Below are 18434 nucleotides of genomic sequence, written 5' to 3' on the forward strand. Positions count from 1 at the left end.
GCAGTCGGCCCGGTGTCCACGGCCTTCGTCACCTCTGACTCCGGCTAGTAGGTCAGCCCGTGCCCGACCGGGTACAGGACCTGCGCCGGGTCGTCGGCCCGCTGGACCGGCACCGGCAGGGTGCCGTGCGGGTCCACCTTGCCGGCGATCACCCGTGCGGCGGCCCGGAGTTCGACGTCGGTCCAGGAGTACGTCGCCACGTACGCCGCGACGCCGGGCAGGTGGGCCACGTCGTAGGGGTTGCGGATCGCGACCGCGACGACCGGTTTCCCGGTGGCCAGCAGTTGCTCGACGAGCGTCTTCTGGCTGCTGGAGGCGCTGACGTTGTACGTCCCGACGACGATCGCGTCCGCGTCGCCGGCCGCCGCCACCGCCTGGGCGACGGTCGCGGCGGACGGCGCGGTGCCGGTGGACAGGGCGGTGGCGGTGAAGCCCAGCCCGGTCAGGGCGTCCGCGAGCACTCCGGTCGGCGGGCCCGTCGTACCGGACGGGGAGGCGGGGTCGGCGCCGGCCACGAGCAGCCTCGGCTGTCTGCGCCGGGACAGCGGCAGCAGACCGCCCTCGTTGATGAGGAGGGTGGTGGTGCGCTCGGTGATCCGGTCGGCGGTCGCCAGGTGCGAGCGGGTGCCGACGGCGCGGTCGACGCCGGCGCGGGAGACGTACGGGTCCTTGAACAGGCCGAGGCGCGACTTCAGCCGCAGCACCCGCAGGATCGACTCGTCCAGCCGCTCCTCGGTCAGCTCGCCCTCGCGTACGGCGTTCAGGACCGCGTTCCAGGCGATGTCCAGGGAGGGCGGGTTGAGCAGCTGGTCCACGCCCGCCTTCAGCGCCAGCACCGGCACCCGGTCGTCGCCGTACTTCGTGCGTACGCCCTCCATACCGAGGGAGTCCGTCACCACGACACCGTCGTAACCCAGTTCCTCGCGCAGGATGCCGGTGAGGATCGGTCGGGAGAGGGTGGCGGGGTCCTCGGCGGGGTCGAGGGCCGGGACGACGATGTGGGCGGTCATGATGGAGTCGATACCGGCGTCGACCGCCGCCCGGAACGGCGGCGCGTCCAGCTCGCCCCACTGCTCGCGGGTGTGGTGGATGTAGGGCAGTTCGGCGTGGCTGTCGGTGTGGGTGTCGCCGTGTCCCGGGAAGTGCTTGGCGGTGGAGGCGACACCGGACGACTCGTAGCCTTCGACCTCGGCCGTGACGAGCCGGGCGACGGACCCCGGATCGCTGCCGAAGGAGCGGACGCCGATGACGGGGTTGGCCGGGTTGACGTTGACGTCGGCCACCGGGGAGTAGTTCTGGCGGATGCCCAGCGCGCGCAGCTCACGGCCCGCGACCCGGCCGAGCGTACGGGCGTCGGAGCGGGAACCGCCCGCGCCGACGGCCATCGCGCCCGGGAAGAGGGTGGCGGGCTCGCCCACCCGGGCCACGATGCCGTGCTCCTGGTCGGTGGAGATCAGTACGGGCAGTCCGCGGGGGAGGTCCAGGGACGCCTTCTGGATGCCGTTCGACAGGTCCGCGATCTGGTGCGGGGCGCGGGTGTTGTGCGCCCACGCGAAGTAGATGATGCCGCCGACCCGGTACTTCGCCAGCAATTCGGCGGCCGTGCGGACGCCGATCTCGTCGAGGTTGGCGTCGATGTCGGCCTGGTCGGGGGCGGTGGCGGAGTGGCCGTAGACCCGCATCACGAACAGCTGGCCGACCTTCTCCTCCAGCGTCATACGGGAGATGAGGGCGCGCAGCCTTCTGTCGTCGTGCGCGGACGGGCCGGTGGCCGCGTGGACGGTCCCGGCGGACGCGAGGGCCGTGGTGACGCCCGCCGTGGCGGCGAGGACGGCGCGTCTGGACGGACGTGCGGTGCTTCCCGTGCTGCTGTCGGGCACGTGCGCTCCTTTGGAAGGTGATCCGCGGGGAACCGGGGATCGGGGTCCGGGGATCGGGGGGTCCGGGGGTCGCTGAAGGAAACTGCCAGGAGGTCAGCAATATCTGGGAAGTTTCTGCCAGTCAAGAGAATGCGCAGCAACCGGCGAGGGTCCGTCACCGGGGCAGGGGGAGTGGGCGGCCGGCTCAGCGGGGCGTGTGCGCCGACACCTCGGGCCAGTGCTCCCGCAGCGTACGGACGGTCTCCGCGATCGCCGGACGGCGGGCCGCGCCGGTACGCCACAGCGCGTACAGCCGTCGTACGGGCATGGGGTCGAGCGGCACCTCCGCCACCCCCTTCGGCAGCGGGCCGCGCCCCAGCCGGGGGATCAGCGCGATACCGAGCCCGGCCGCGACCAGGGCGACCAGGGTCGGGTTCTCGTCGGCCTGGTGGACGATCTCCGGCTCGTGCCCGGCGGTGCGCAGGGTGCGCACCAGCCACTCGTGGCAGACCCGCCCCGGCGGCTGGCAGATCCACCGCTCCCCGCCCAGCTCCTCCCGCCGTACGGCCGTACGCCCCGCGAAGGCGTGACCCTCGGGCACCAGCAGATCGCACAGGTCGTCGCCGATGACCGCCTGGTCCACGCCCGCCGGGGCGGGCAGGGGCGCGATGTCCCAGTCGTGCGCGATGACGAGATCGACGGCGCCCTTGGCGACGAGGTCCACGGAGAGATGGGGGTCGATCTCGGTGAGCCGGGTGTCGAGCGTGGGGTGCCGGAGGGCCAGGTCGGCGAGTACGGGCGGCATCAGCCCGCGCGCCGCCGACGCGAACGCCGCGATGGTCAGCCGCCCGGCCGGCACCCCGCGCCGCTCCTCCAGCTCGGTCTCCGCCCGCTCCACGATGGCCATCAACTCACGCGCGGCCGCGACCAGTTGGTGTGCCTCGTCGGTCAGTCGTACGCTCCGGCCCTCGCGCTCGAGAAGCACCGTCCGTGTCTCCCGTTCCAGCTTGGCGATCTGCTGGGAGACGGCGGAGGAGGTGTAGCCGAGGGCCACGGCGGCGGCGCCGACGGTGCCGTGGACGGAGACGGCGTGCAGGGCGCGCAGCCGCTGGAGGTCGAGCATGACGGCTCCCGGTACGGATCAGCGGTGCTTCATTGGGCGGCGGTGCTTCGGTGATGGCGGTGCATTGATTAGCGGTGCTTCATCCAACCATGCAGGAATCTTCGCTGGTGCTGAAGTGTGGGGGGCGGTGATCCTCGACGTATGCGACCTTCCCACCTGCTTCTCGCCGTCCTCGTCACCGCCGTGTGGGGAGTGAACTTCACCGTCATCGAGGTCGGGCTCGACCACTTCCCGCCGCTGCTGTTCTCCGCCCTGCGCTTCCTGGTGGCGGCGCTGCCGGCGGTGTTCTTCGTGGGGCGGCCCAAGGTGGCGTGGAAGTGGATCGTGGGGGTGGGGCTGGCGCTGGGGGTGGCCAAGTTCGGGCTGCTGTTCGTCGGCATGGACGCGGGCATGCCGGGCGGGCTGTCGTCCCTGGTGCTGCAGATCCAGGCGGTGTTCACGGCGCTGTTCGCGTTCGCGCTCCTGGGCGAACGCCCTTCGCGGATACGGCTGGTGGGCATGACGGTCGCCCTGGCCGGGATCGGTGTGGCCGCCGTGGACGAGGGCACGTCGGGCCCGCTGCTCGGCTTCGCCCTGGTCGTCGCGGCGGCGGCCTGCTGGGGTGTCTCCAACATCCTCACCCGCAGGGCGGCACCCCCGGACGCCCTGAACTTCATGATCTGGGTGAGCACGGTGCCGGTGTTGCCGCTGCTCGGCCTCTCCCTGCTGCTGGAGGGCCCGTCGCGGGACCTGGACGCGCTGCGCGGCCTGGACTGGGCGGGCGCGGGCACGGTGCTCTTCGTCGCCTGGGTCGCCACGGTGTTCGGCTTCGGCGCCTGGGGGTGGCTGCTGCGCCGCCACCCCGCGTCGACGGTCGCGCCGTTCTCCCTGCTCGTCCCGGTCTTCGGGATGTCGTCGGCCGCGCTGTTCCTGGGCGAGTCGGTGACCCCGCTGCGGTGGTGCGCGGCGGCACTGCTGGTGGGCGGGGTGGCTCTGGCGTCGGTGACGGTGAAACCCGTTCGACGGGCGGCGGCGCTCGCGGAGGAAGCGCCGGTCGGCGGATGAGGGGACGATCGCGGACGAGCTCCGCGATCCCGGGCCCCGAGCTCGCGCGCGGGCAGCCTCACGCCGACTCGGTCAGCAACCGCGTCATGTGCTCACGCCCCGGGCCGAGCAGCCCGGCCAACGGCGCCACCGTGTCGTACCACCGCTTCTCGTACTCCCAGCACAGCCAGCCGTCCCACCCGTGCCGGGAGAGCAGCTCCACACAGTCCGCCAGCGGCAGCACCCCCGCCCCGAGCGGCAGCGGCGTCGTGTCGTCGGCGGAGGCGATGTCCTTGACCTGCACGTACCCGAGGTGCGGGGAGAGGGCGGCGTAGCTCTCGGCGGGCTGTTCGCCGCCGAGCCAGGTGTGCATCACGTCCCACAGCGCGCCCACCTGACGGTGGCCGACCAGACCGAGGATCCGCATCGCGTCGGCACCGGTGCGGTGCGAGTCGTGGGTCTCCAGGAGGATGCGTACGTCCAGGTCGGCGGCGTACTCGGCGGCCGTGCCCAGCCGGCGGGCGGCGGTCGCGTCCGCCTCCTGCGGACTCTGCTCGGTGCCGCCGCCGGGGAAGACCCGGACGAAGGGGGCGCCGAGGTCGCGGGCGAGGTCGAGGAGGGCGCGGATCTCGGCGAGTACGGGTTCGTCCTCGCCGGGCGCGGCGACCCGGGCGTATCCGGCGAGGCCCGTGATCTGGACGCCGGCCGCGGTGAACCGGGCGGCGGTGTCGGCACGTTCGGCGGGGCCGAGCCCCGGGTGGACGGGTTCCTCGGGGTGGGTGCGCAGCTCGACACCGTGGTAGCCGTGCGCGGTCGCGAGACCCAGCACGTCGGCGAGGGGCAGCCCGGGAACACCGAGGGTGGAGAACGCCAGCTTCATGGCAACGGACCCTACCGGCGCGCACGCCGTTCCGGCGCGATGAAGCCGGCGGCGGGGTGCGGCTGGGTGGGGGCGGATCGCGCAGTTCCCCGCGCCCCTGAGGTGACCGTGGCCACGTGCGGCCCGGTGGGGGCTGATCGCGCAGTTCCCCGCGCCCCTAGGAAGCGCCCCTCCCGGCACCGGCAGAGGCCCCGCCGAACACCCACGACACACCCGCACGGGACAACGCACCCCCTTCGAGGGGCGCGGGGAACTGCGCGAGAACCCACAGCGCACCCGCACGGGACAACGCGCCTTTTCAAGGGGCGCGGGGAACTGCGCGAGAACCCACAGCGCACCCGCACGGGACAACGCACCCCCCTCAAGGGGCGCGGGGAACTGCGCGAGACCCCCAACGGGCCGAGGTCCGTTCAGTCCCGCGGCCCCGCCGTGGACCCCCGCACCATCAGCTCGCCCCGAACCCCCGCCACACCCCCCGGCGGCTCCTCCTCCCGCCCCATCGCGATCCGCCCCGCCCGAGCCCCCGCCTCCGCCAACGGCAACCGCACCGTCGTCAGTGCCGGCACGACGTCGATGCTGAACGGCAGATCGTCGAACCCGGCGACGGACACGTCGTCGGGAATCCTCAGCCCCGACTCCCGCAGCGCCGCGCACGCGCCCAGCGCGACGGAGTCGTTCGCCGCGACGACCGCCGTCAACGACGGATCCCGCCGCAGGAGTTCGAGCGTCGCCTCGTACCCCGACCGCCGGTCGTACCGCCCGTGCACGGTCCACCGAGGGTCCTCCGAGATCCCGTGCGCCGCCAGCGCGTCCCGGTGTCCCTCCAGCCGGTGCCGCGTCGTCGTCCGCTCCAGGGGCCCCGCGATGTACCCGAGCCGCCGGTGCCCCAGCCCGATCAGATGCTCGGTCAGTTCCTGCCCGCCGCCCCGGTTGTCGAAGGTCAGCGCGATCGCCCCGGTCTCCGGCGCCTGCGGCCGCCCGCACAGCACCACCCGCGTCCCGGCGTCCACCAGCTTCCGCAGCTTCGCGTCCATGGCCACCCGGTGCGGCGCGTCCTCGATCGCGCCACCCGTCAGCACCACCGCCGCCGCCCGCTGCCGCTGAAGCAGCGTGAGATACGTCAGTTCCCGCTCGGGCGAGCCCCCCGTGTTGCACACGACCGCGAGTCTCTCCCCGCCCGCGCGCCCGCCGGGACCGCCGATCTCCGCCTGGATCGCGCTCGCCATGATCCCGAAGAACGGGTCGGCGATGTCGTTCACCAGGATCCCCACCAGGTCGGAGGTGGCGGCGGCCAGCGCGCTGGCGGGACCGTTGAGGACGTAGTCCAGCTCGTCCACGGCCTTCAGCACCCGCTCACGGGTGGACGCGGCCACGGGATAGTTCCCGTTGAGCACGCGCGACACCGTCGCGGGGGAGACCTGCGCGCGAGCCGCCACGTCCGCCAGGGTCACCGTCATGTCTCGTCCTCCGCCTCGCGCGTCATGCCGTACGCCGTCGTACACATCCACGCCCACACCCGTGGTTCCGACCAGACCCTATGGCCATCCGCGCGGTTGTTCGCCCCCTCGAACAACTCGCATCCGCCGTGGTCTTGTCCACACCGACGTTCAGAGGCTAGCTTCTACGTACATAGAAAGCGCTTGCTGTCACGCTCACCAGTCGGGCGTATGCGGCGCGCGAACCGCGTACGAAGGGAATGACGTGACACGCAAGACGGTGCGTATCGCCATGAACGGTGTGACCGGGCGCATGGGCTACCGCCAGCACCTCGTCCGCTCCATCCTGGCCCTGCGTGAGCAGGGCGGCCTCGACCTCGGTGACGGCACCGTGCTGTGGCCGGAGCCGGTCCTGGTCGGCCGCCGGGAGCACGCGCTGAAGTCCCTGGCCGAACGGCACGGGCTCGAGCACATCTCCACGGACCTGGACGCCGTACTCGCCGACGACAGCGTCGACATCTACTTCGACGCGCAGGTGACCTCGGCCCGCGAGGAGGCGCTCAGGAAGGCCATCGCGGCCGGCAAGCACATCTACACCGAGAAGCCGACCGCCACCGGCCTCGACGGCGCCCTGGAACTCGCCCGCCTGGCGAACGCGGCCGGCATCAAGCACGGCGTCGTCCAGGACAAGCTGTTCCTCCCCGGCCTGCTCAAGCTGAAGCGCCTCATCGACGGCGGCTTCTTCGGCCGGATCCTGTCCGTGCGCGGCGAGTTCGGCTACTGGGTCTTCGAGGGCGACTGGCAGGACGCGCAGCGCCCGTCGTGGAACTACCGCAGCGAGGACGGCGGCGGCATCGTCGTCGACATGTTCCCGCACTGGGAATACGTGCTGCACGAGCTGTTCGGCCGGGTGAAGTCCGTACAGGCCCTCACCGCCACCCACATCCCGCAGCGCTGGGACGAGAACGGCAAGCCGTACGACGCCACCGCCGACGACGCCGCCTACGGCGTCTTCGAACTCGACGGCGGCGCCATCGCCCAGATCAACTCCTCGTGGGCGGTCCGCGTCAACCGCGACGAACTGGTCGAGTTCCAGGTCGACGGCACCGAGGGCTCCGCCGTCGCCGGCCTGCGCAACTGCCGTGTCCAGCACCGCTCCGCCACCCCCAAGCCGGTCTGGAACCCGGACATCCCCGCCACCGAGGTCTTCCGCGACCAGTGGCAGGAGGTCCCGGACAACGGCGAGTTCGACAACGGCTTCAAGGCGCAGTGGGAACTGTTCCTCAAGCACGTCTACGCCGACGCCCCCTACCACTGGGACCTGCTGGCCGGCGCCCGCGGAGTCCAGCTCGCCGAACTGGGCCTGCGGTCCTCGGCGGAGGGCAGCCGCCTCGACGTCCCGGAGATCGCGCTGTGACCCTCCACCTCCCCGACGCGAACGGCACCCTGCGCGCCTACGAACCCCGCACCGAACCCCTCACCACCACCCCCGGTGCCCCCTTCACCTCCCGTACGGTCTTCTCGGCCGCGCACGTCGTCGCCGACCCGTACGCGGACGTGTCCCCCGACTCACCGGCCGCCGTCGACTGGGACGCCACCCTCGCCTTCCGCCGCCACCTGTGGTCGCACGGGCTCGGAGTAGCCGAGGCCATGGACACCGCCCAGCGCGGCATGGGCCTGGACTGGGCGGGCGCGGCCGAACTGATCCGCCGCTCCGCCGCCGAGGCGAGGTCGGCCGGCGGCCGTATCGCCTGCGGCGTGGGAACGGACCAGCTCACCGCCCCCGCGACCCTCGCCGAGGTCCGGCAGGCGTACGAGGAACAGCTCGCGCTCGTCGAGGAGTCGGGCGCGCAGGCCATCCTCATGGCCTCCCGCGCCCTGGCCGCGACGGCGCGGGGCCCGGAGGACTACCTGGAGGTCTACGGCCACCTCCTCCGCCAGGCCGCGGAGCCGGTCGTACTCCACTGGCTGGGACCGATGTTCGACCCGGCGCTCGAGGGCTACTGGGGCTCGCCCGACCTCGACGCCGCCACCGACACCTTCCTCGAGGTGATCGCCGCCCACCCCGACAAGGTCGACGGCATCAAGGTCTCCCTCCTCGACGCCCAGCGCGAGATCGACCTGCGCCGCCGCCTCCCGCAGGGCGTGCGCTGCTACACCGGCGACGACTTCAACTACCCCGAGCTGATCGCGGGCGACGACCAGGGCTTCAGCCACGCCCTGCTCGGCATCTTCGACCCGCTGGGCCCGCTCGCCGCGGAGGCGGTCCGCGTCCTCGACACCGGGAACACGGAGGGCTTCCGCGCCCTCCTCGACCCCACCGTCGAGCTCTCCCGCCACCTCTTCCAGGCCCCCACCCGCTTCTACAAGACCGGCGTGGTCCTCCTGGCCTGGCTCGCCGGCCACCAGTCCCACTTCACGATGGTCGGCGGGCTCCAGTCGGCGCGTTCCCTGCCGCACTTCGCCCGCGCCTACGAACTCGCCGACGGCCTCGGCCTGTTCCCCGACCCCAAGCTCGCCGAGGACCGCATGAGAACCCTGCTCGACCTGTACGGAGTGACCCGATGACCGCGGACCTCACCCGTTTCAGCATCAACCAGATGACGGTCAAGCAGCTGTCCCTGCCCGAACTGGTCGACGCCTGCCGCGACGTGGGTGTGCCGGGTGTGGGCCTGTGGCGCGAGCCGGTCCAGGCGTACGGCGTCGAGGCAGCCGCGAAACTGGTCCGCGACGCGGGCCTGACGGTGACGACCCTGTGCCGCGGCGGCTTCCTCACCGCGACCGCCCCCGACGAACGGGCGGCGGCCCTCGCCGACAACCGCCGGGCCGTCGACGAGGCGGCCGCCCTCGGCACCGACACCCTGGTCCTGGTCTCCGGCGGCCTCCCGCCCGGCTCCAGGGACCTGCGCGCCGCCCGCGAACGCATCGCCGACGCCCTCGCCGAACTCGCCCCCTACGCCGAGGAACACGGGGTGAGACTGGCCATCGAGCCCCTGCACCCGATGTTCGCCTCCGACCGCTGCGTGGTCTCGACCCTCGCCCAGGCCCTGGACATCGCGGAACGCTTCCCCGCCCACCAGGTCGGCGTCACCGTCGACACGTACCACATCTGGTGGGACGACCGGGCTCCCGCCCAGATCGCCCGCGCCGGAGCCACCGGCCGTATCCACACCTTCCAGCTCGCCGACTGGATCACCCCGTTGCCCGAGGGCGTCCTCAACGGCCGCGGCCAGATCGGCGACGGCGCGATCGACATGCGCGCATGGCGGACCTACGTGGAGGAGGCCGGCTACACGGGCCCGATCGAGGTCGAACTCTTCAACGACACCCTCTGGACCCGAGACGGCCGCGAACTCCTCGCGGAAACAGCGTCCCGCTTCGTGGAGCACGCGGGCTAGCAGCCGTACACGGGCGGGACCCGGGTCCCGCCCGTCAGCCCGTCACCGACGGCCGCGTCCAGCGTGGGGAACGGATGCCGGAAAAAATGCGGAAGGACCGTGCAACCCTCCCCGCACCTCGCGGGTCGTACGTGGTGTCAGAACCTCTGGGTGGGGACCCGGGGGGGATTTCGAGGGGTTCTGACGGGGGAGGGACCGAGGGGGCCCGGTCGACGGACCGGGCCCCCTCGAAAACAGCCCGTCCGGCCGTCCGGCCGCCTAGAAGAACACCCCGCAGCGCAGCAGCACATTCGCGTACGGCCGTGCCTCACCCGTGCGTACGACGAGCCGCGCGCCGGCGCTCAGCTCCTTGAGCCGCTCGTGCGGGACCAGGGTCAGGGCGGGGAAGCGGTCCGTCAGCAGCCCGGCCGCCGCCGGGTTGGCGTCCCGTATCTCCGAGGCGGCCGTCGCGCCCTCGACGACCAGCTCGTCCAGCATCCCCTCCAGCACCTCCGCGAACGAGGGCACGCCGGCGCGGAAGGCGAGGTCCACCACGCGCGGCCCGTCCGGTATCGGCATTCCGGCGTCGCACACCAACACCCCGTCGCCATGGCCGAGTGCGGCGAGGGCTCCGGTGAGATGCCGGTTCAGGATTCCGTGCTTCCTCACAGCGCCGCCACCTCCGCCGCCGTGGGGAAGGACACCTGCGCGCCCTCCCGGGTGACCGTCACCGCGCCCACCCGGGCCGCGTACGCCGCGGCCTGCGCGAGCGGCTCGCCCGCGCCGAGCCGCCAGGCCAGCGCGGCGGTGAACGCGTCACCCGCCCCGGTGGTGTCCACGGCACGCACCTTCACGGACGGCACCCGGGCGACACCGTCGGCGGACGCCACCAGCGCCCCCTCGCCGCCCAGCGTCACCACCACCGACCGCGGCCCGCGCGCGAGCAGCAGCTCCGCCCACTCCTCGGGGCTGTCCCCCGTGGCCGCGCCGCCGAGGATCACCTTCGCCTCGTGCTCGTTGACGATCAGCGGATCGCAGGCCGCCAGCACCTCCGCCGGCAGCGGCAGCGGCGGCGACGGGTTCAGCACGAACCGGCTGCCCGGCGCCAGACTCCGCACCACCTCCACCACCGTCTCCAGCGGGATCTCCAGCTGCGCCGACACCACCCGGGAGGCGTGGAACAGGCCCCCGGCCGCCCGCACGTCCGCCGGAGTCAGCCGGCCGTTGGCACCCGGCGACACGACGATGCTGTTGTCACCCGACGGGTCCACCTGGATCAGCGCGACACCCGTCGGCGCCCCGCCCACCAGCACACCCACCGTGTCCACCCCGGCCGCCCGCTGCGAGTCCAGCAGCAGCCGGCCGTGCCCGTCGTCGCCGACCCGCGCCAGCAGCGCCGTACGGGCACCGAGACGGGCGGCCGCGGCGGCCTGGTTGGCGCCCTTGCCGCCCGGGTGGACGGCCAGGTCGGAACCGAGGACCGTCTCCCCGGCGCCCGGCCGGCGCTCGACACCGATCACGAGGTCGGCGTTGGCCGATCCCACGACCAGCAGGTCGTAGTCGTACATGAAGTGGCTCCCCACTTGGTCCTGCGGGGCGGACGGCCGTCGTGGCCGCCCGCCCCGGTCCTGCCCGCCGGTGTCAGCCGCCGAAGCCGGCCACGTTCTCCTTCGTGACCACCTTCACCGGAACCTTCACCATCGCGTCGGTCTTCTTGCCCTCGGCCGCGCGCAGCGCGTTGTCCACCGCGATCCGGCCGAGTTCCCTCGGCTGCTGTGCGACGGACGCGTACAGCGTGCCCGCCTCGACCGCCTTGAGCCCGTCAGGCGTGCCGTCGAAGCCGACGACCTGGACCGACTTGCCGGCCTTCGAGCCGAGCGCCTTGAGCGCGCCGAGCGCCATCTCGTCGTTCTCGGCGAACACGCCGTCGACGTCCGGGTGCGCCTGGAGCAGGTTCGTCATCACGTCCAGGCCCTTGGTGCGGTCGAAGTCCGCGGGCTGCTTCGCGACCACCTTGATGCCCGGGTAGTCCTTCAGGCCCTCGGCGAAGCCCGCGCCGCGCTCCCGGCTGGCGGAGGTGCCGGCCTGGCCCTGGAGGATCACGATGGTGCCCTCGCCGCCGAGCTTCTCGGCGAGCGCCTTGGCGCCCAGCGCGCCGCCCTCGACGTTGTCGGAGGCGACCAGCGCGGACGTCTTCGCCTTGTTGACGCCCCGGTCCACGGCGACGACGGGGATGTCGTCGTTGTTCGCCGAGCGCACCGAGGGGCCGGCGGCGTCCGAGTCGACCGGGTTGACGATGATCGCGGACCGGCTGCCGCTGACGAAGTTCTGCAGCTGGTTGGCCTGCTGCGAGGCGTCGTTCTGCGCGTCCGTGACCGTCAGGTCCACGCCCAGCTGCTTCGCCCGCTCCTCCGCGCCGGCCCGGATCTGTACGAAGAACGGGTTGTTCAGCGTGGACAGCGACAGACCGACCTTCTGCGTCTTGCCGGCCGAAGAGCCGCCGTGCAGCAGCGAGGTGGCCGCGATCACCGCGATGGTGACGACCGCCGCGACCGTATAGGTGAGCGCCTGCTTCCTCCGGTTCCCGCCGGGGTCCGCCGCCGCCGGGGCCGTACTCGTACCCGCCTTGCGGCGGGCCGTGTCCAGCAGCACCGCCAGCGCGATCACCACACCGATGACCACCTGCTGCCAGAACGCGGAGACGGAGAGCAGGTTCAGGCCGTTGCGCAGCACGGCGAGGATCAGCGCGCCGATCAGGGTGCCGGACGCCTTGCCGGTGCCGCCCGCGAGGGAGGCACCGCCGATGACGACGGCGGCGATCGCGTCGAGCTCGTAGCCCTGCGCGGCCTGCGGCTGCGCGGAGGAGAGCCGGGCGGCGAGCACGATGCCCGCGGTGGCGGCGAACAGGCCCGAGAACGCGTAGATGGCGATCTTCTGCCGCTTGACCCGCAGCCCGGACAGCCGGGCCGCCTCCTCGTTGCCGCCGATGGCGTACATGGAGCGGCCGATGTAGGTGCGGCGCAGCACGAACGCCGTCAGCAGACCCATGACCGTCAGCACGATCACCGGCACGGGCAGCCAGCCGCCCAGGTTGTCACCCAGGTGCGAGACGGAGTCGGGGATCGCGATGGGCGACCCCTGCGAGATCACCAGCGACAGCCCGCGCCCCACGGACAGCATGGCCAGCGTCGCGATGAACGGCGGCATCTTCCCGTACGAGATCAGGAAGCCGTTGACGACGCCGCACCCTATGCCGGTGAGGACCGCCAGCAGCACCGCCAGGGCGACGGGCACCCCCGCCTCGGTGGCGCTCCACGCGAGCACGGTGGCCGACAGGGCGGCGACCGAGCCGACGGACAGGTCGATGCCCGCCGAGACGATGACGAAGGTCATGCCGAAGGCGAGGATCGCGGTGACGGCCGCCTGCACACCGATGTTCAGCAGGTTGTCGGTGGTGAGGAAGTCGCCGGAGAGCGCCGCCATGGCGATCACGAGGGCGATCAGCGCGGTGAGCGCGCCGTTGTCGAGGAGCAGACGGCGCAGGCCGCCCGGGGCGCTCTGCGCGCCCGGCCTGCTCTTGAGCGTGTCAGTTGCCACGGGGGGTCTCCGTTCCGGTGGTGGGGGTGCTGACGGCGAGTGCCATCACGCTGTCCTGGGTGGCCTGGTCGGCGGCCAGTTCGCCGGCGATCCGGCCCTGCGCCATGACCAGGACGCGGTCGCTCATGCCGAGGACCTCGGGCAGATCGCTGGAGATCATCAGGACGGCGGCGCCCTGCGCGGTCAGTTCGTTGATGAGCTGGTAGATCTCGACCTTGGCGCCCACGTCGATCCCGCGGGTCGGCTCGTCGAGGATGAGGACCCGGGTGTCGGCCAGCAGCCACTTGCCGATGACGACCTTCTGCTGGTTGCCGCCGGACAGGGTGCGTACATGCTGGCCGAGGCCCGCCATCCGCACTCCGAGCTGCCGGGCGATCCGGTCCGCGGCCGTGTGCTGCCCCTTGAGGTCCACGAGGCCGCCGCGGGCGCTGGTGCGCAGGGTGACCAGTCCGAGGTTCTCCTCCACGGAGGCGTCGAGCACCAGCCCCTGGCCCTTGCGGTCCTCGGGCACCAGGCCGATACCGGCCGCCATGGCGGCGTTCACGTCGCCGCGCCGCAGGGCCGTGCCCGCGACCCGTACCGAGCCCCGGTCGTAGGGGTCCGCGCCGAACACGGCCCGGACGACCTCGGTCCGGCCCGCGCCGACCAGGCCCGCGATGCCGACGACCTCACCGGCCCGCACCTCGAAACCGACGTCGTGGAAGACGCCGTCCCGGGTCAGGCCCTCGACCTTGAGCAGCGCGTCACCGGCCTCGGCACGCTCACGCGGGTACTGCTGCTCGATCGACCGCCCCACCATGAGCCGTACGAGCTCGTCCCGCGGCGTGGATGCGGGCACCTGGCCGATGCTGCGGCCGTCCCGGATCACCGTCACCCGGTCGCCCAGGGCGGCGATCTCCTCCAGATGGTGGGTGATGAAGACGATCCCCACGCCGTCCTCGCGCAGCCGGCGCACGATCGAGAACAGCTTCTCGACCTCCTCCGAGGTCAGCACGGCGGTCGGCTCGTCCATGATCAGGACGCGCGCGTCCAGGCTCAGCGCCTTCGCGATCTCCACCATCTGCAGCCGGGCGATGCCCAGTTCACGCACCTGCGTGTGCGGGGAGACCTTCACGCCGACCCGCTCAAGGAGGACGGCGGCGTCCGCCTCCATCCGCTTGCGGTCGATCATGCCGAACCGGCGCGGCTGACGCCCCAGGAAGATGTTCTCGGCCACCGTCAGATCGGGGACGAGGTTGAACTCCTGGTAGATGGTGGCGATCCCGAGCCGCTCGGAGTCCTGCGCACCGTCGATGCGCACATCCTCGCCGCCGACCGTGATCCGGCCGCTGTCGGGGGTGTAGGCACCGGAGAGCATCTTGATGAGGGTGCTCTTGCCCGCGCCGTTCTCACCGAGGAGCACATGCACCTCGCCCCGGCGCAGGTCGAAGTCGACGCTGTCGAGGGCGACCACGCCCGGGAAGGTCTTGCGCAGGCCCTCGATGCGCAGCAACTCGTCCGCGTTGCTCACGACGTACTCCTTCGTACGGGGGAGGGATGGGGGGACTGGGTGGTGGGGGCCGGCTCACCGCACGAGCGGCGTACGACGAGCCGGGCGGGCAGGGTCACGGACTCACCGGGTCTGCCCTCGATACGGTCGACCAGCGCGCGTACGGCGGCCCGGCCCAGGGCGCCCGTCGGCTGGGCGATCGCGGTGACCGGCGGATCGGTGTGCACGAACCAGCGCACGTCGTCGAACGCGGCCAGCGCCAGGTCGTCGGGCACCCGCAGGCCCCGCGCGCGTACGGCGTCCAGCGCGCCGAGCGCCATCAGGTTGTCGGCGGCGAACACGACCTCGGGCGGTTCGGCCAGATCGAGGAAGCCCTCGGTGACCCGGCGGCCGCTGTCGGCCTGGAAGTCGCCCTGGCCTATGTAGGCGTCGGGGAGGTCGAGGCCGTGATCGCCGAGCGCCTCCCGGAAGGCGTCCACGCGCTCGCGGCCCGTCGTGGTGGCGGCGGGGCCCGCGATGATCGCGAGCCGGCGGTGCCCGAGCGCGTGAAGATGCGCCACGAGGTCCCGTACGGCGTCCCGCCCGTCCGACCTGACGACGGGCACGTCCACACCGGGGATCCACCGGTCGACGAACACCATGGGCGTACCGGCTCGGGCCGCCTCCAGCATGCGCGGCGAACCGCGGTCGGTGGGGGAGACGAGCAGGCCGTCGATACGGCGGTCCAGCAGCGTCGTGACGTGGTGGTCCTGGAGCTCCGGCCGCTCGTCGGCGTTGCCGATGATCACGCTGTAGCCGAGCGCGCGGGCCTCCTCCTCGACGGAGCGGGCCAGCTCGGTGAAGTACGGGTTCATCACGTCGCTGATCACCAGCCCGAGGGTGCGGGTCTGATCGGTGCGCAACGAACGTGCGACGGCGTTCGGCCGGTAGCTCAGCGCCTCCACGGCGGCCATCACCCGCCGGCGCGCGTCGTCGCTGACCGACGGATGGTCGTTCAGCACCCGCGACACCGTGGCGACGGAGAGCCCCGCCTCGGCAGCGACATCCTTGATGCTCGCCATCACCGCTCCACCTCCTCGTGGAATCGATTACATGAGGAATTGGAAACGATTACACGGGGTGGAAGCAAGGGGGGTGGGGGTGGCCGATACGCAATCGTGACCGGGGGTGGAGGCGGGCCGGGGGCGGGTTGTGACCGCCGCCCCGGGAGATGTGACCCTTGGGGCCACTCGCAAAGGCCCGGCCCCGGCCCCGTCAGGCTGCGGACAGTTCGCACCACACGTACTTGCCGTGACTGCCGTGCCTGGCGAGAGGCTGCCACCCCCACACGTCGGCGCAGGCCCGCACCAGGGCCAGGCCCCGCCCGTCCTCCGACTCGGCCTGCCCTTCGAACGGCCTCGGCGGTTTTGGGGGTTGGGGGTCCGCGTCCCACGCCCCGATCCGCAACGTCCCCGGCGGCGACCAGCGCACGCGCAGGCCGGCGGGTCCCTTGGTGTGACGTACGGCGTTGGACACCAGCTCCGTGGCGAGGAGTTCGGCGACGTCGACGAGGCGGATGAGGCCGTGCATGGTCAGGATGAGACGCAGGGTGCGGCGGCTGACGGTGACGGCGCGGAGGTCGTGGGGGATGTAAAGGGAGTACTCCCACGGTTCGTTTTCGGGCATGCGGAACTCCGTTGTCGGTGAGGGGGAGTGAGGAAGGGGTCCTGGTGTCGTTGCCGCAGCCGTCATGGCAGGACGGGGCGGTGCGCTTCCGGTGACCCGGTGTCGCACGGTGTGCGTCGCGTCACTGACGGTAGGGCTAACATGTCATACGCGGCAAGCCGATCGCCTAATCTGCCCCCGAACGGGTCGCGCCGGCGGACTCGTTGATCCGAAGGAGTCCTGCATGGTCTTGAGGCGCGAGTGCACCGCACGTCAGTTGCGTCTGGCAGTCGAATTGCGCAGGTTGCGAGACGCCGCAGGGCTCTCCGCCATGGAGGCGGCGGCATTGCTCGGAGTGAACCGCGTCCAGATCAGCCACATCGAGTCCGGCCTGGCGGGTGTGAGCGAAGAGCGCCTGCGCCGCCTCGCGGCGCACTACTCGTGTACGGACGAGGCGTTCATCGACGCCCTCGTCGCCATGGCGACGGACCGGACTCGTGGCTGGTGGGAGGAGTACCGAGGCCTGCTCCCCACGCCGTTCCTGGACCTCGCCGAGTTGGAGCACCACTCCACGTTCCGGTGGGACGTGGAGTTCCTGTTCATTCCCGGCCTGTTGCAGACGGAGGACTACGCCCGTGCCGCCTTCGCTTCCCGGGTGCCAGAACTTCCCCGTGAGGAGCTGGATCTGCGAGTCCGTCACCGGATGCGGCGGAAGGTGACTCTCGAAGCACCGGTCCCGTACGAGGCCGTCGTCCATGAAGCGGCACTTCGTATCAGGGTGGGAAGCCGAGCCACTGCGCGGGCCCAGCTCGCTCGTCTCCTGGCGCTCTCCGAAACCGATCACATCAGCGTGCGCGTCATCCCCTTCGATCTGGACGGCTTCGGTGGTACGTGGAGCCCCATGATGCTGGCGGGTGGAGCTGTGCCCAAGCTGGACACGGCTGTCCGCGACGCACCTCACGGCACCGGGTTCATCGATTCCGAAGCGCAACTCGGCGTCTTTCGAACGGTTTTCCGTAAAGTGGAGGGCGTGTCGCTCGACTCCAGCCGGTCGCGTGACCTCATCCAGAGACTGGCCAAGGAACTGTGAGGCTTCCGTGTCCACCCCTGACAACTGGCGCAAGTCGTCCTACTCCGGCGGCGGTGACGGCAATAACTGCGTGGAGATCGCGTCCTCGCCCACCCGCGCAGCCGTCCGCGACTCCAAGGCCCCCGCCCGAGCCACCCTCACCTTCCGCGCCTCCGCCTTCACCCCCTTCCTCACGGCGCTGAAGGGGCCGGCTTCGACGAAGCCGTGACATCGCGGGCTCGCCGCTCGATGTCGGTGGCTGCTGGCAGGATGCAGACCATGAGCCGGATCATTTCCTACAGCACCGCCGACAAGGCCGACATCCTCACCTTCCTGGGAGGAACGGAACGGCTGACGGTCGTTCAGACGCGCCTTCTCGGCCTCATGCGGGAGAAAGCGAAAGAGAGTCAGGAGGACCTGGAGCGTCAGGGCATAGACCTCGGTCTGACCGTCCCCGACGCGCTGGAGCACCTCGTCGCCGGTCGCGCGGACTCCACGGCCGAATACGCGGGCAGCGCCTACCACCGGGCGCTCCAGCACATCATCGACCACAACGCCTCCGACCCCGCCGACTTCGGTGTCTACTCCAAGCCCTCCACCTTCTTCGGCCTGCTCGACGAGGAACTGCGCCGCGCGGGCGTGAGCGCCGAACTCCTGCTGCACGACCACCTGTTCTCCGGGCCGCCGCCGGAGATCCCCTTCTCCGTTCCCTACGCCGTGGACGGGCCAGACATCGGCATGTTCCCGCTGGCCAAGGCCCAGCCGGCCGCCGACGCCTACCGTGCGGTGCTGGACCGGGTGGACGCGGACTTCCGGTACGACCTCCAGGAGATAGCGGAGAAGCTCGAGACGGAACACCGGGAGTGGGAGTACGCCACGAAGAACATCGACTGGTACACCCAGGACACGATCTTCTTCTCCATCACGGGCTGAGCGG

General features: G+C 71.7%; 17 protein-coding genes. 7 read left to right on the forward strand and 10 right to left on the reverse strand.

Annotation, left to right across the window (positions count from 1 at the left end; genetic code table 11):
• Positions 1-44 precede the first annotated feature (44 nt).
• Both IF28_RS0111215 and IF28_RS0111220 read right to left on the reverse strand, forming a co-directional pair.
• The gene (locus IF28_RS0111215; protein ID WP_030217302.1) at positions 45-1880 is read right to left on the reverse strand and encodes a glycoside hydrolase family 3 protein; all 1836 of its coding nucleotides are present in this window, start codon (positions 1878-1880) and stop codon (positions 45-47) included.
• A gap of 184 nt (positions 1881-2064) precedes the next feature.
• Entirely contained in the window at positions 2065-2982 is a 918-nt protein-coding gene (locus IF28_RS0111220) for a LysR family transcriptional regulator (protein ID WP_030217305.1), read from the reverse strand.
• A gap of 141 nt (positions 2983-3123) precedes the next feature.
• Here IF28_RS0111220 and IF28_RS0111225 point away from each other — a divergent pair, with 141 nt between their 5' ends.
• A complete protein-coding gene (locus tag IF28_RS0111225) occupies positions 3124-4026 on the forward strand; it encodes an EamA family transporter (protein WP_037892998.1) in 903 nt (300 codons plus the stop codon).
• A gap of 58 nt (positions 4027-4084) precedes the next feature.
• Here IF28_RS0111225 and IF28_RS0111230 read toward each other — a convergent pair whose 3' ends face one another.
• On the reverse strand, positions 4085-4885 hold the full coding sequence (locus IF28_RS0111230) for a sugar phosphate isomerase/epimerase family protein (protein ID WP_030217311.1): 801 nt from the start codon (positions 4883-4885) through the stop codon (positions 4085-4087).
• A gap of 410 nt (positions 4886-5295) precedes the next feature.
• Positions 5296-6342, reverse strand: a complete 1047-nt coding sequence (locus IF28_RS0111235; RefSeq protein ID WP_030217314.1) for a LacI family DNA-binding transcriptional regulator — start codon at positions 6340-6342, stop codon at positions 5296-5298.
• Between the two features lie 244 nt (positions 6343-6586).
• On the opposite strand from IF28_RS0111235, the gene IF28_RS0111240 reads away from it, so the two are divergent.
• The 3 genes from IF28_RS0111240 to IF28_RS0111250 are packed head-to-tail and all read left to right on the forward strand — an operon-like array spanning position 6587 to position 9719.
• Positions 6587-7738 (forward strand): Gfo/Idh/MocA family protein, encoded by a 1152-nt coding sequence (locus IF28_RS0111240; protein WP_030217317.1) that lies wholly within the window; start codon positions 6587-6589, stop codon positions 7736-7738.
• Positions 7735-8889, forward strand: coding sequence for a dihydrodipicolinate synthase family protein (locus IF28_RS0111245; RefSeq protein ID WP_030217320.1), 1155 nt, complete (start codon positions 7735-7737; stop codon positions 8887-8889). The genes IF28_RS0111240 and IF28_RS0111245 overlap by 4 nt, the downstream gene beginning before the upstream one ends.
• Positions 8886-9719: a sugar phosphate isomerase/epimerase family protein gene (locus IF28_RS0111250; RefSeq protein WP_030217325.1), complete on the forward strand. Its 834-nt coding sequence runs from the start codon at positions 8886-8888 to the stop codon at positions 9717-9719. Before IF28_RS0111245 ends, IF28_RS0111250 begins: the two co-directional genes overlap by 4 nt.
• A 258-nt stretch (positions 9720-9977) precedes the next feature.
• Here IF28_RS0111250 and rbsD read toward each other — a convergent pair whose 3' ends face one another.
• The 6 genes from rbsD to IF28_RS0111280 all read right to left on the reverse strand — a co-directional run bounded on the left by rbsD (position 9978) and on the right by IF28_RS0111280 (position 16449).
• Complete coding sequence (gene rbsD / locus IF28_RS0111255; protein WP_030217326.1) at positions 9978-10367, reverse strand: D-ribose pyranase; 390 nt, start codon at positions 10365-10367, stop codon at positions 9978-9980.
• A complete protein-coding gene (locus IF28_RS0111260; protein WP_030217327.1) occupies positions 10364-11266 on the reverse strand; it encodes a ribokinase in 903 nt (300 codons plus the stop codon). The genes rbsD and IF28_RS0111260 overlap by 4 nt, the downstream gene beginning before the upstream one ends.
• 73 nt (positions 11267-11339) lie before the next feature.
• Positions 11340-13295 carry a substrate-binding domain-containing protein gene (locus IF28_RS0111265; RefSeq protein ID WP_030217328.1) on the reverse strand — a complete coding sequence of 652 codons (1956 nt, stop codon included), beginning with the start codon at positions 13293-13295 and terminating at the stop codon, positions 11340-11342.
• The gene (locus IF28_RS0111270; protein WP_030217329.1) at positions 13285-14805 is read right to left on the reverse strand and encodes a sugar ABC transporter ATP-binding protein; all 1521 of its coding nucleotides are present in this window, start codon (positions 14803-14805) and stop codon (positions 13285-13287) included. The genes IF28_RS0111265 and IF28_RS0111270 overlap by 11 nt, the downstream gene beginning before the upstream one ends.
• On the reverse strand, positions 14802-15845 hold the full coding sequence (locus tag IF28_RS0111275; protein ID WP_030217331.1) for a LacI family DNA-binding transcriptional regulator: 1044 nt from the start codon (positions 15843-15845) through the stop codon (positions 14802-14804). Before IF28_RS0111275 ends, IF28_RS0111270 begins: the two co-directional genes overlap by 4 nt.
• Before the next feature lie 193 nt (positions 15846-16038).
• On the reverse strand, positions 16039-16449 hold the full coding sequence (locus IF28_RS0111280; RefSeq protein ID WP_030217333.1) for an ATP-binding protein: 411 nt from the start codon (positions 16447-16449) through the stop codon (positions 16039-16041).
• Between the two features lie 223 nt (positions 16450-16672).
• On the opposite strand from IF28_RS0111280, the gene IF28_RS0111285 reads away from it, so the two are divergent.
• Genes IF28_RS0111285 through IF28_RS0111295 form a run of 3 tightly spaced genes read left to right on the forward strand, consistent with a single transcriptional unit; the run spans position 16673 to position 18430 of the window.
• Positions 16673-17518: a helix-turn-helix domain-containing protein gene (locus IF28_RS0111285; RefSeq protein WP_030217335.1), complete on the forward strand. Its 846-nt coding sequence runs from the start codon at positions 16673-16675 to the stop codon at positions 17516-17518.
• 7 nt (positions 17519-17525) lie between these two features.
• Positions 17526-17726 carry a DUF397 domain-containing protein gene (locus IF28_RS0111290; protein WP_030217337.1) on the forward strand — a complete coding sequence of 67 codons (201 nt, stop codon included), beginning with the start codon at positions 17526-17528 and terminating at the stop codon, positions 17724-17726.
• A 50-nt stretch (positions 17727-17776) separates the two neighbouring features.
• A complete protein-coding gene (locus tag IF28_RS0111295) occupies positions 17777-18430 on the forward strand; it encodes a DUF7691 family protein (protein ID WP_030217341.1) in 654 nt (217 codons plus the stop codon).
• The last annotated feature ends 4 nt before the right edge of the window (positions 18431-18434 follow it).

The sequence above is a fragment of the Streptomyces sp. NRRL WC-3626 genome, from assembly GCF_000718785.1.
Taxonomy (GTDB): domain Bacteria; phylum Actinomycetota; class Actinomycetes; order Streptomycetales; family Streptomycetaceae; genus Streptomyces; species Streptomyces edwardsiae.